A 12,157-nucleotide genomic window follows, 5' to 3' on the forward strand; every position below is an offset into this window, starting at 1 on the left:
GTGCATGCTGGTGCTGCTGATCGCCCACCTGACTGCCGCGTTAACTGCCCCGGCCCTGGTGCGCGGGCTGGGGCCGCGTGCCTTCTATCTGCTGGCGACGGTGCCGGCCGCCGGACTGGTCTGGGCGCTCACCCACACGTCCGCGATGGCGGAGGGACAGACCGTCGGCGAGGTCTATCCATGGGCCGGGCAACTCGACGCCGACCTGGCGTTGTGGATGACGTCGTTGTCCTGGCTGATGATGCTGCTGGTCGGCGGGGTGGGGGCACTGGCGCTGGCCTACTGTGCCCGGTACTTCCGGGCCGGTGCGGCGGGACTCGGCCGGTTCGCCGGGGTGTTCGTCGGGTTCGCCGGCGCCATGCTGGGCCTTGTCCTGGCGGACAACCTCATCGTGCTGTATGTCTTCTGGGAACTGACCACTGTCTTCTCGTACCTGCTGATCGGACACGACCCGGCCAGCCGGGCCGGCCGGCGGGCCGCTCTGCAGGCGTTGATCGTCACCACGCTCGGCGGGCTGGCGATGCTGGTGGGCATCGTGATGCTGGGCGAGCACGCCGGCAGTTACCGCTGGTCCGAGGTGATGTCCGCGCCGCCCAGCGGCGGCTACGCGGCGGTGGCCGTGATCCTGCTGCTGCTCGGCGCACTGTCCAAGTCGGCGATCTTCCCGTTCAGTTTCTGGTTGCCCGCGGCGATGGCCGCTCCGACACCGGTCAGCGCCTACTTGCATGCGGCCGCGATGGTCAAGGCGGGAGTGTTCCTGATCGGGCTGCTGGGGCCGGTGTTCGCGGACGTCGGGCCGTGGCGTCCGATCGTCCTGGTCGCCGGCACCGTGACCATGTTGTTCGGCGGTTGGACGGCACTGCGGCAGCATGATTTGAAACTGCTGCTGGCGTACGGCACCGTCAGCCAGCTGGGCCTGCTGGCCGTGGCGCTCGGAGCGGGGTTCCGGGATGCGGCACTGGCCGGCGCCATGATGCTGCTGGCGCACGCGATGTTCAAGGCGGCGCTGTTCTTCGTCGTCGGGATCATCGACCATGCCGCGGGCACCCGCGATCTTCGCGAACTCAGCGGGCTCCGGCGTTCGGCCCCGGCGACCGCGGTGGTGGCCGTGCTCGCCGCGGCATCCATGGCCGGCGTGCCGCCGCTGGCCGGCTTCGTCGGCAAGGAGGCCGTGTTCGACGCTCTCCTGAACGGCGGCTGGCCGGAGCGCGTGGTTCTGGCCGGGGTGGTCGGTGGCTCCGTGCTGACGGTCGCCTACACGGTGCGTTTCCTGTGGGGTGCCTTCGCCGACAAACCCGCGGTGGCGCCGCGTACGGTCCATCGGGTCTCCTGGCCGTTCCTCGCGCCTGCCGCGATCCTGGCGGTGGCCGGACTCGTGGCCGGACTGTTCGCGCCGGTGCTCGACCGCCTCCTGACCGGGTACGCCGGCACCTACCCCCAGGCCGGGGAGTATCACCTCGCGCTGTGGCACGGCGTGACCCCGGCGCTGGCGTTGTCCGGCTTGGTGCTGGTGGGCGGAGCCGCGGTGTTCGCCGCGACCGTGCGGGCGCAGCGCTGGCGGCTGCGGTTCCCGGTCGACGGCGGCCACGCGTACGAGCGTGCCGTCGACTGGCTGGGGCGGATCGCGGTGGAGGTCACCGGCGCGACGCAGCGTGGTTCGCTGCCGGTCTACCTGGCGACCATCCTGGTGGTGCTGGTGCTGCTCGGTGGCACCGCTCTGCTGGCCGGCGGTCCACTCCCGGCGGTGCTGCACCGGTGGGATCACCCGCTGCAGGTGGTCGCGGCCGCCGCGCTGGTCATCGCGGCCGTGTTCGCGGTGCGGACCCGCCGCCGGCTGGTGGCGGTAGTGCTGGTCGGGGTCACCGGGTACGCCACGGCGATGTTGTTCGTCCTGCACGGCGCGCCCGATCTGGCGTTGACGCAGTTCCTGGTCGAGACGTGCACGATGGTGATGTTCGTCCTCGTGCTGCGCCGGCTCCCGGGCCATTTCTCGGTCCGGCCACTGGTGTCCGGCCGGTGGCTGCGGGTGGCGATCGGGCTTGCGGTCGGCACCGTGGTGTCCACTCTCGCGTACGTGGCGACCGCCGGCCGCCAGGCCACCGCGATCTCCACCGCGTTCCCCGGTCCGGCCGTGTCGTACGGCGGAGGCCGCAACGTGGTCAACGTGACGCTGGTCGACATCAGAGCCTGGGACACGATGGGCGAGATCTCGGTGCTGCTGGTCGCCGCCGTCGGCGTCGCCAGCCTGGTCTTCGGTGGCTCGCGCCGCCTGCTGCACGGCAGCCGTCGCGCCCCGCTGCCGGATCCGCCGCGCGGGCAGGTGTGGTTGATGGCCGGGCACACACTCGACGCCGGCTTGCGCTCGCCGATCCTCGAGGTGGTCACCCGCCTGATCTTTCACACGATCGTGCTGTTCTCGATCTACCTGTTGTTTGCCGGTCACAACGCACCCGGCGGTGGTTTTGCCGGTGGTCTCGTCGTCGGGTTGGCGCTGGTGCTGCGTTACCTGGCCGGTGGCCGGCACGAGCTGAACGCGGCGGCGCCGGTCGACGCCGGCGTCGTGATGGGAGCCGGCCTGTTCCTGGCGCTCGGCACCGGTCTCGGCGCCCTGATCGGCGGCGGCGAAATGCTGCAGAGCACCATTCTCGACTGGCACCTGCCGGTGCTCGGCGAGGTCCACTTCGTCACGTCGATGATCTTCGACGTCGGTGTCTATCTGGTGGTGATCGGGGTGTTGTTGAGCATCCTGCGCAGCCTCGGCGCCGAGGTCGACCGGCACGAGCAGACCGAACGCGCGGAGGCGGCGACTCAGCGGAAGGACGAACTGGTATGAGCCCGAACCTGGTGCTGGTGATCGTCGTGGGCGTGCTGTTCGCGGCCGGCGTCACGCTCCTGCTCGAACGCAACCTGACCCGGGTCATCCTCGGTATCACGCTGCTGGGCAACGGGGTGAACCTGCTGATTCTGCTGGGCGGGGCGTACGGCGGCCCACCGATCGTGGGCGTCACGCCGGAGGCGGCGATGAGCGATCCGCTCACCCAGGCCATGATCCTGACCGCCATCGTGATCACCCTGGGCATGACCGCGTTCCTGCTGGCGATGGCGTACCGCACGTGGCTGCTGACCGGCCACGACGAGGTGCAGGACGACGTGGAGGACCGGCGGATCATGCAGCTGGCCGAACGCGACCAGGGCCTGGAAGATCAGGACGCGCCCGAGGAGATGTCGCAATGACCTGGCTCGTCCCGGTACCCGTCGTCCTGCCACTGCTCGGCGCCGCGCTCACCCTGCTGATCCGCCGGCACCCCAACCTGCAGCGCGCCGTCAGCCTGCTGGTACTGAGCACGACCGTCGCCGTCGCGATCGCGTTGCTCGCGCTGACCGCCACCGGGGATCCGCTGACCGTCGCCGTGGGCGGGTGGGCGGCGCCCCTGGGCATCGTCCTGGTCGCCGACCGGCTGGCGGCCCTGATGCTGGTGGTCTCCACGTCGGTGACGCTCTGCGTCCTGATCTATTCCATCGGCCAGGGCCTGGCGGACGGCGACGATGCCGTACCGGTGGCGGTCTACCACCCGGCATACCTCATCCTCACCGCCGGCGTGACCAACGCGTTCCTGGCCGGCGACCTGTTCAACCTCTACGTCGGCTTCGAGATCCTGCTCGCCGCCAGCTATGTGCTGATCACGCTGGGTGCCACCCCCAGCCGGATCCGCGACGGCACGACGTACGTGGTGGTCAGCCTGCTGTCCTCGATGATCTTCCTGACCGCCATCGGCATCATCTACGCCGCGACCGGCACCCTCAACCTCGCTCAGCTCGCCGGCCGGCTCGATGCGCTGCCCGGCGGCCTGCAACTGGCGTTGCAGAGCATGCTGCTACTCGCGTTCGGGATCAAGGCCGCCGTCTTCCCGCTCTCGGCCTGGCTGCCGGACAGCTATCCCACCGCCATCGCCCCGGTCACGGCGGTGTTCGCCGGCCTGCTCACCAAGGTGGGCGTCTACGCGATCATCCGTACCCAGACGCTGCTCTTCCCCAACGGTCCCGCCGCCGACCTTCTCCTGGTGGCGGCGCTGCTGACCATGATCGTCGGGATCCTCGGTGCGGTCGCGCAGCAGGACATCAAACGCCTGCTGTCCTTCACGCTCGTCAGCCACATCGGCTACATGCTGTTCGGGATCGGGCTCGCCTCGGCCGCCGGGCTCTCCGGTGCGATCTTCTACGTGGTGCACCACATCGTCGTCCAGACGACGTTGTTCCTGGCCGCCGGCCTGATCGAGCGGCGGGGCGGCACCACGGACCTGGATCGGCTCGGCGGGCTGGCCCGGTTGGCGCCGGTTCTGGGCGTGCTGTTCTTTCTGCCGGCCCTCAACCTCGCCGGGATACCGCCGTTCTCCGGGTTCCTCGGCAAGCTCGGGCTGCTGCAGGCCGGGGTGGCCGCCGACGGCGCCCTGTCCTGGCTGCTCGTCGCCGGCAGCGTAGTGACCAGCCTGCTCACCCTGTACGCGATCGGCCGCGTCTGGAACCTGGCCTTCTGGCGGACGCCGCATCCCGAGATGCCGCCGGACGGGGGTCCCGTCCCGCGCCGGGTGCTGCCGCGGCTGATGGTGGGCTCCACGCTGGCACTCGTCGTCCTGGGCACGGGACTCACCGTGGTCGCCGGGCCACTGTCCGATCTGACCAGCCGGACCGCGGTGGACCTGCTCGATCGTGAACCGTACGTGCATGCCGTCTTCGCCGAGGAGGTGCCATGACCGCGATCCGGAGCTGGCGTGACCGCGCCGTGGCGGCGACCGTGCTGGTCGTCGTATGGATGCTGCTCTGGGGTGTCTTCTCCTGGGCCCATCTGATCTTCGGAGTCCTCGTCGCGGCCGTCGTGCTGACGGTGTTCCCGCTGCCGCCGGTGACCTTCGCGGGGCGCCTGCATCCGATCGGACTGCTGCGTTTCGCCGGCCGCTTCCTCACCGACCTGGTGACCGCCAGCGTGCAGCTGGCCGTGCTGGCCTTCCGGTTCGGTCACCAGCCCCGGAGCGCGATCATCCGGGTGCCGCTGCGAGTCCCGTCGGACCTCGTGCTGACCCTGACCGGGGAGGCGGTTTCGCTGATCCCCGGCAGCCTCATCGTGGACACCGACCAGGCCTCCACCACGCTCTACATCCACGTCATCGCGGTGCGCGACCGCGAGGCCGTGGAACGTTTCCGCCGCGAGGTGTACGAGACGGAGGCCCGCATCGTCCGGGCCATCGGCTCGGATGAGGAGATCAGAATGCTCGGCGCACCGCCGCCGGTGGGGAAGGGAGAACGCCGATGATCGTCGTCGGTGTCGCCGTGTCCACGTTGCTGTTCGCGGCCGTGGCGCTGGTGCTCGTCAAGATCGTGCGCGGGCCGACCACGCTGGATCGCATCGTCGCGGTGGACGTGCTGCTCGCGGTCGTGGTGGGGGCGATCGCTGCCGAGGCTGCCTGGACCCGCGACGCGACGTCGCTGCCGATTCTGGTCGTCCTGTCGATTCTCGGCTTCATCGGCTCGGTCACCGTGGCCCGGTTCTCGCCGAGGAGCCGGCGATGACCCCGCAAGCCGTCGCCGATGTCCTCGCCGGCACCTGCCTGATCACCGGAGCGCTCTTCAGCCTGGCCGCCGGAGTCGGCCTGCTGCGTTTCCCGGACCTGCTCTCCCGCATGCACGCCGCCACCAAGCCGCAGGTGCTGGGCCTGCTGCTGATCCTGACCGGCACGGCGCTGCGGCTGCTCAACACCGTCGACATCACCACCCTGATCCTGGTGGGGATGTTCCAGCTCGGGACGGCGCCGGTCGCTGCGCATATGGTGGGCCGGGCCGTGTACCGGTCCCGGCAGGTCCGGACCGACCTGCTGGTGGTCGACGAACTCGCCGAGGACCGGGCCGAAGGCGTGCCGCACCGCTGATCAGTCGCGGATCACCGCTACCGGGAGGGGCGCCTGCGTGACTGCCCGGGTGGACACCGAGCCCAGCAGCAGACCCTTCCAGCCGCCGTATCCGCGGGAACCGACGACCAGCAGGTCGGCGCCGTCGGCGATCTCCAGCAGGGTGGCGGCCGGCGGACCCTGCACCAGGGACAGTTCCACGCCGGCCCGGGCGTCGTCGATCCCGGCCCCGCGGAGGCTGTCGAGCAGCACCTGCGAGGCCTGGGCGGCCACGTCGTCGATCGCCTCCTGGGGCCAGGCCACCGGACCGGCGAATCCCATGTACGGCACAGTCCAGGTGTGCACCACCTGGAGCACGGCGCCGCGCGCGACGGCGGTGTCGCGGGCGAAGCGCAGGGCCGGTGCCGACGGTGCGGACCCGTCGACACCCACCACTACCCGCCCGGCTGGGTTGTCCCGGCGCGGTCCGCGTACCACGACCACCGGGCCCTGCGCGTACTGCGCACTGCTTTGACCGACCGATCCCAGCAGCGAGCCGGCGACGGTTCCGCGCCCCCGGGACCCGACCACGAGCAGCGTGCCGGCGCCCGCCGCCTGGATCAGTTCCTGGGCCGGATGGCCGTGGCGGATCTCGACGGTCACCGGGACGTCGGTCGCTCCGGCGCGTTCGGCCACCGCCCGTACGCCGGCCGTGACGTCGTGCTCGAGGCGCTCCCGGAGCTCGGCCACGGACGGCAGCGCCGCCGCGCCGTCCTCGTGCCAGACGTGGACCGCTCGCACCGGCAGACTACGCAGCCGGCCCTCCCGCAGGGCCCAGACCAGGGCGTCCTCGGCGGGGGAGGAGCCGTCGACGCCGACCACGATGTTGGTGACGGTCATTACGCACCGCCCGGGAGAGCACCGCCCGGGAGAGCACCGGCCGTGCCGACCCGACTCCACCGGCGCAGCTCGGCGTCCAGATCGAGCCGCTCGATAGTGGCGGCGTTCTCGTACTCGCCCCAGGCCTCGCGCGGCAGCATCCACATGATCTCGAATTCGTTCCCGTCGGGATCGGCACCGTAGAGGCTCTTGGTGGCGCCGTGGCTGGACTCACCGGTGTACGCGCCGGCGTCGATCAGCGTGGTGCGGGCCGCCGCCAGTTCGTCGACCGTGTCGACCTGCCAGGCGAGGTGGTAAAGGCCGATGCCGCCGCGGCGCTTCGGCGCCGCGGCCGGTCCGACGCCGAACAGGCCGAGATCGTGGTGGTTTCCGGAACGGGGCAGGCGCAGGAACGCGGCGTCCGCGCGGGGCTCGCGGGCGACCACCTCCATGCCGAACACCTCGGTGTAGAAGCGTTCGGCGCGTGGCAGGTCGGCGACGAACAACACGGCGTGGTTGAGACGTACCGGAGACACCGTCATGACTCCTCCTCCCATATTTGTTCAAGCTTGAACTAAGCGTATCTGGATTTACTTCAAGCGACAAGTAATATGGGTGTGGTGGAGGACTCAGATCAGCAGTGGCTCACTGCCGGGCAGCGCCTGGCGTGGCTCGACATGGTGCGCGTTCTCACCGTGCTGCCCGCGGCCCTGGACGCTCAGCTCGACCGGGACGCGGGCCTGAGCTTCTTCGAGTACCACGTGCTGTCGATGCTGTCCGAGACGTCCGGCCGCAGCCTGCGGATGAGCCGTCTCGCCCAGCTCACGAGCAGCTCCCTGTCCCGGCTGTCGAACGTCGTCAAGCGCCTGGAGGGGCGCGGGCTGCTGCGCCGCGATCCCGATCCCGCCGACCGGCGGGCCAGCTTCGCCGTGCTGACCGACGCCGGTATGGCGGCCGTCGAGCGGGCCGCGCCCGGACACGTCGCCGTCGTGCGCGGGCTGGTCGTCGACGTCCTCGACCCGGACCGGCTGCGGTGTCTCCACGCCGCCCATCAGCAAATCCTCGCCGGGCTCGATCCCACGGCCAGGACCCGGCCGGAGTGGATCGACTGAGGTCAGCGGGCGAAAAGGGCGGCCCGCCGCGGCCCGCGAGGGCCGGTGCCGAAAATTTGAGTCTCGCCAGTGGGTCGGCGCCACACATAGCATGCGTACCTAGCGGGGCGCAGCGGGCGGCAAAGGTTCGCGTTTGGGAGCGCTCCCATAGCGGGTCGGCAAGGTGCCGGACCCGGCCGTCGGAAGGAAGACCCTGGTGCGCTACGGAAAGTTCGACGACGAGCAGCGTGAATATGTCATCGATCGGCCCGACACGCCGCTGCCCTGGATCAACTACTTGGGCACCGATGAGTACTTCGGCATCGTCTCGAACACCGCGGGTGGGTATTCGTTCTACCGCGACGCCAAGCTGCGCCGTCTGACCCGGTACCGCTACAACAACGCGCCGTTCGACATCGGCGGCCGCTACCTGTATCTGCGGGACGACGCCAGCGGCGACTTCTGGTCGCCGTCCTGGCAGCCGACGCGCAGCACGCTGGACGAGTACGAGTGCCGGCACGGCCTCTCGTACACCCGGATCGCCTCCGCGCGCAGCGGCATCCGCGCCGAGACGCTCTACTTCGTGCCGCTCGGCGAGACCCTCGAGGTGTGGCGGACCAAGGTCACCAACGAGCGGGACACGGCGGCCGAACTGTCGCTCTTCTCCTCGGTCGAGTTCTGCCTCTGGGACGCGCAGGACGACGCCACGAACTTCCAGCGCAACTTCAACACGGGCCAGGTCGAGGTCGTCGACGGGGTGATCTACCACAAGACCGAGTACCGGGAGCGGCGCGACCATTTCGCGTACTTTGCCTGCTCGGAGCCGCTCGCCGGCTTCGACACCCAGCGCGAGACCTTCCTCGGCGCCTACCGCGGCTGGGACCAGCCGGCGGCGGTCGAGCGCGGCGCGGCCTTCGACTCGGTGGCGAACGGCTGGCAGCCGATGGGCAGCCACCACGTCAAGCTCAGCCTCGCGCCGGGGGAGAGCCGGGAGGTCATTTTCGTGCTCGGGTACGCGGAGAACCCGCGCGCCGAGAAGTTCGACCCGCCCGGGTCGCAGACGGTCAACAAGCGGTACGTGCGCCCGGTCATCGAGCGCTGGCTGCGGCCGGAGACGGTCGCCGAGGGCTTCGCGAAGCTCGGCGCCTACTGGGAGCGGCTGCTCGGCAACCTGCAGGTGACGACCCCGGACGCGGACACCGACCGGATGGTCAACATCTGGAACGCGTACCAGTGCATGGTGACCTTCAACATGAGCCGGTCGGCGTCCTTCTACGAGTCCGGGATCGGCCGCGGCATGGGCTTCCGCGACTCCAACCAGGACCTGCTCGGGTTCGTCCACATCATCCCGGAGCGTGCCCGGGAACGGATCCTGGACATCGCGGGCACCCAGAAGGAGACCGGCGGGGCGTACCACCAGTACCAGCCGCTGACCAAGCGCGGTAACAACGACATCGGCGAGGGCTTCAACGACGACCCGCTGTGGCTGGTGCTCGGCGTCTCGGCGTACCTCAAAGAAACCGGCGACCTGAGCATCCTGGACGCGCCGGTGCCGTTCGACAACGCACCCGGCAGCGAGGTGCCGCTGTACGAGCACCTGCGCCGCTCGGTGCAGTACACCCAGGATCGGCTCGGCCCGCACGGCCTGCCGCTGATCGGGCGGGCCGACTGGAACGACTGCCTCAACCTCAACTGCTTCTCCGAGACGCCGGGTGAGCCGTTCCAGACCACCGAGAACGTCAGCGGCGGTTCGGCCGAGTCGGTGTTCATCGCCGGGCAGTTCGTGCTGGCCGCCAAGGAACTGGCCGCCATCGCCGAGTTGCGGGCGCTGGACGGCGAGGCGGCCGAGTACCGCGCCGCCGCCGAGAAGATGACCGGCGTCATCCTCGAGCACGGCTGGGACGGCGCCTGGTTCCGGCGGGCGTACGACTTCCACGGCAACCCGATCGGCTCCGGCGAGAACGACGAGGGGCAGATCTTCGTCGAGCCGCAGGGCATGTGCGTGCTGGGCGGCGTGGGCCTCGACGACGGGCTGGCCGCGCAGGCGCTGCGCAGCGTGGCGGACCGGCTGGCCACCCCGCACGGCATCGTGCTCCAGCAGCCGGCGTACACGAGCTACCGGATCGAGCTTGGCGAGATCTCGTCGTACCCGCCGGGATATAAGGAGAACGCCGGCATCTTCTGCCACACCAACCCGTGGATCATGATCGCCGAGGCGATGGTGGGCAACGGTGACGGCGCCTTCGACTACTACAAGCGGATCAACCCGTCCGCCCGCGAGGAGATCAGCGAGCTGCACCGCTGCGAGCCGTACGTCTACGCGCAGATGATCGCGGGCAAGGACGCGGCCACCCACGGCGAGGCCAAGAACTCCTGGCTGACCGGCACCGCGGCGTGGAACTTCGTGGCGATCACGCAGTGGATCCTCGGCATCCGGCCGGAGCTGGCCGGGCTGCGCGTCGACCCGGTGCTGCCGGGGAGCTGGGAGGGCTTCCGGGCCACCCGCGCCTACCGGGGCGCCACCTACGAGATCACGGTACGCAAGCCGGCCGGGTCGAGCGGCCGGGTCGCTTACCTGATCGTCGACGGCGAGCGGGTGGACGGCACCGTGGTGCCGCCCGCCGCTGCCGGCAAGGTGGTGCAGGTGGAAGCCGTCGTCGAGGGCTGAGAAAGCAGGTGTGGTCACCGCAGTGCGGTGACCACCTCCTGGGCGGCGCGCTGGCCGGTCTCCACCGCGCCGTTCAGGTAGCCCTGGAAGTCCAGCGAGGTGTGCTCGCCGGCGAAGTGGCAGCCGTTCACCGCCTCCTGCTCGACCCCGGTGATGGTGGTGTACTGCCCGGGGGCGTAGTAGGAGTACGACCCCTTGGTCCAGGCGTAGCCGGTCCAGTAGTCGACCGACGCCTTGCCGTTCCAGACGTTGGTGAGGCCGGGCACGGCCGGTTCCGCCTGGGTGAGGAAGCGCCGGGCGTGGGTGGTGGCGGCACCGCTGCCGAAGGCGGCACCGGCCGCCCCTCCGGTGTAGTTGACCAGGACGCCGGTGGTGCCGCTCTGCCCGCGGGTGACCTCCCAGGCGTTCTGGAAGCCCAGGTCGGTGAAGATCTCGCCGTTCAGCCCGGCCTGGTTCCAGATCCGCCTGGTGAACTGGAGATGCAGCTTCGAGTTGGTGCCCATCTTGAGCTGCTGGATGGCGGCGAGCTTGCGGGCCGGGAACCCGGCGTTCGTGAGGTCGACGGCACGCAGCAGGCTGAACGGCAGCGCCAGGATGACGCGGTCGGCGGTCAGCGTGGTGGAGGCGCCCGGACCGGTGCTCGGCCCGACAGTTACCGACCAGCGGCCGGTGCTGGTGCGCGCCAGTGCCCGGAGCGCGGTACCGGTGGTGATCTGACCGGACAGGCCGGCCGCCAATTTGTTGACGATCTGGTCGTTGCCGCCGGCCACCCGGTAGACCTCGTCCGACGGGCCGAACAGGGTGATCTGGTTGCCCGACTGGTAGCCGAACAGGTAGATGAGGTTGAGCGCGGACTGGGCGCTGCTCTCGGCGCCGTACTCGATGTTGTAGGCGATGGAGAGCAACTGCCCGGCCTTGGACGCGGTGCCGCCGGGCACCTGCGCGTTGATCCAGTCGTCGATCGACATCGCGCTCAGCTCCCGGCCGCGCGCGGTGGAACTGGCGTACGTGGTGGGGAACTTGGCGGCCTTCGCGTCGGCGGCGGCCCGCTGGGCGACGATCGCGAGGTCGCTTTGCGCGGCGGCCTGCGAGTAGACGCTGCCGTCGAAGTGGTAAAGCGGCAGGCTGCCGGCCGGCTCGGCCTGGATCAGGTTGGTCGTCGTCAGGCCGAACTCCTTGATCAGACCCAGGATGGCCTTGTGCCCGGTGTCGATGAGCTCGCCGCCGCGCTCGACGAACTGGCCGCCGAACGTGGTCCGGTCGGTGTAGCAGCGGCCGCCGACCCGGTCGGCGGCCTCGATGACGGTGGCCCGGTAGCCGGCCTTCTTGAGCTGGTGGGCCGCGGTCAGCCCGGCCAGGCCGGCGCCGATCACGACGATCTCAGCGTTGGCCGGGGCGGGGGCGGCGCTGGCGGGTTCCGCCACCGCCAGGCCGGCGGCCGCGAGGCCCACGCCTGCGGACGTCTGCAACAGCCGTCGCCGGGTGAGGCCCGCCGGCTCGGCCTCGGTGGCCTGGTTGGCGGTGCGGTGGAGGGCACGGAGCAGAGGAGTACGCGGCATTGATGTCCTTCGTTCGTCTGGGGAAGTGCCGCGCATCACTCTGGATCAAGTCGGACAGGCGGTGGACATCCGTAGGCACAT

The 12,157-nt window shown here is 70.2% G+C and carries 11 protein-coding genes; 8 read left to right on the forward strand and 3 right to left on the reverse strand.

Translation table 11 applies throughout. The features are described 5' to 3' along the window. Positions 1–4: 4 nt before the first annotated feature. Genes Ari01nite_RS42460 through mnhG form a run of 6 tightly spaced genes read left to right on the forward strand, consistent with a single transcriptional unit; the run spans position 5 to position 5,921 of the window. Entirely contained in the window at positions 5–2,833 is a 2,829-nt protein-coding gene (locus Ari01nite_RS42460; protein WP_203789456.1) for a Na+/H+ antiporter subunit A, read from the forward strand. Continuing rightward, the gene (locus Ari01nite_RS42465; protein WP_203789458.1) at positions 2,830–3,234 is read left to right on the forward strand and encodes a Na(+)/H(+) antiporter subunit C; all 405 of its coding nucleotides are present in this window, start codon (positions 2,830–2,832) and stop codon (positions 3,232–3,234) included. Before Ari01nite_RS42460 ends, Ari01nite_RS42465 begins: the two co-directional genes overlap by 4 nt. Then, positions 3,231–4,751 carry a Na+/H+ antiporter subunit D gene (locus Ari01nite_RS42470; protein WP_203789460.1) on the forward strand — a complete coding sequence of 507 codons (1,521 nt, stop codon included), beginning with the start codon at positions 3,231–3,233 and terminating at the stop codon, positions 4,749–4,751. The genes Ari01nite_RS42465 and Ari01nite_RS42470 overlap by 4 nt, the downstream gene beginning before the upstream one ends. Next, entirely contained in the window at positions 4,748–5,308 is a 561-nt protein-coding gene (locus Ari01nite_RS42475; protein WP_203789462.1) for a Na+/H+ antiporter subunit E, read from the forward strand. The genes Ari01nite_RS42470 and Ari01nite_RS42475 overlap by 4 nt, the downstream gene beginning before the upstream one ends. Further along, on the forward strand, positions 5,305–5,565 hold the full coding sequence (locus Ari01nite_RS42480; RefSeq protein WP_203789464.1) for a monovalent cation/H+ antiporter complex subunit F: 261 nt from the start codon (positions 5,305–5,307) through the stop codon (positions 5,563–5,565). The genes Ari01nite_RS42475 and Ari01nite_RS42480 overlap by 4 nt, the downstream gene beginning before the upstream one ends. Further along, positions 5,562–5,921 (forward strand): monovalent cation/H(+) antiporter subunit G, encoded by a 360-nt coding sequence (mnhG, locus tag Ari01nite_RS42485; protein ID WP_203789466.1) that lies wholly within the window; start codon positions 5,562–5,564, stop codon positions 5,919–5,921. Before Ari01nite_RS42480 ends, mnhG begins: the two co-directional genes overlap by 4 nt. Here mnhG and Ari01nite_RS42490 read toward each other — a convergent pair whose 3' ends face one another. Together Ari01nite_RS42490 and Ari01nite_RS42495 are read right to left on the reverse strand one after the other, a co-directional pair. Then, positions 5,922–6,779 carry a universal stress protein gene (locus Ari01nite_RS42490; RefSeq protein WP_203789468.1) on the reverse strand — a complete coding sequence of 286 codons (858 nt, stop codon included), beginning with the start codon at positions 6,777–6,779 and terminating at the stop codon, positions 5,922–5,924. Further along, positions 6,779–7,300, reverse strand: a complete 522-nt coding sequence (locus tag Ari01nite_RS42495) for a VOC family protein (RefSeq protein ID WP_239163489.1) — start codon at positions 7,298–7,300, stop codon at positions 6,779–6,781. The genes Ari01nite_RS42490 and Ari01nite_RS42495 overlap by 1 nt, the downstream gene beginning before the upstream one ends. A 78-nt stretch (positions 7,301–7,378) precedes the next feature. Between Ari01nite_RS42495 and Ari01nite_RS42500 the strand changes: the two genes are divergently transcribed. Beyond that, positions 7,379–7,870, forward strand: a complete 492-nt coding sequence (locus tag Ari01nite_RS42500) for a MarR family winged helix-turn-helix transcriptional regulator (RefSeq protein ID WP_239163490.1) — start codon at positions 7,379–7,381, stop codon at positions 7,868–7,870. A gap of 196 nt (positions 7,871–8,066) precedes the next feature. Then, positions 8,067–10,517 carry a glycoside hydrolase family 94 protein gene (locus Ari01nite_RS42505; protein WP_203789472.1) on the forward strand — a complete coding sequence of 817 codons (2,451 nt, stop codon included), beginning with the start codon at positions 8,067–8,069 and terminating at the stop codon, positions 10,515–10,517. A gap of 14 nt (positions 10,518–10,531) precedes the next feature. Here Ari01nite_RS42505 and Ari01nite_RS42510 read toward each other — a convergent pair whose 3' ends face one another. Then, a complete protein-coding gene (locus tag Ari01nite_RS42510) occupies positions 10,532–12,076 on the reverse strand; it encodes a flavin monoamine oxidase family protein (RefSeq protein ID WP_203789474.1) in 1,545 nt (514 codons plus the stop codon). Between the last annotated feature and the right edge of the window lie 81 nt (positions 12,077–12,157).

It is taken from the genome of Paractinoplanes rishiriensis (genome assembly GCF_016862375.1).
In the GTDB taxonomy this organism is placed as follows: Bacteria; Actinomycetota; Actinomycetes; order Mycobacteriales; family Micromonosporaceae; genus Actinoplanes; species Actinoplanes rishiriensis.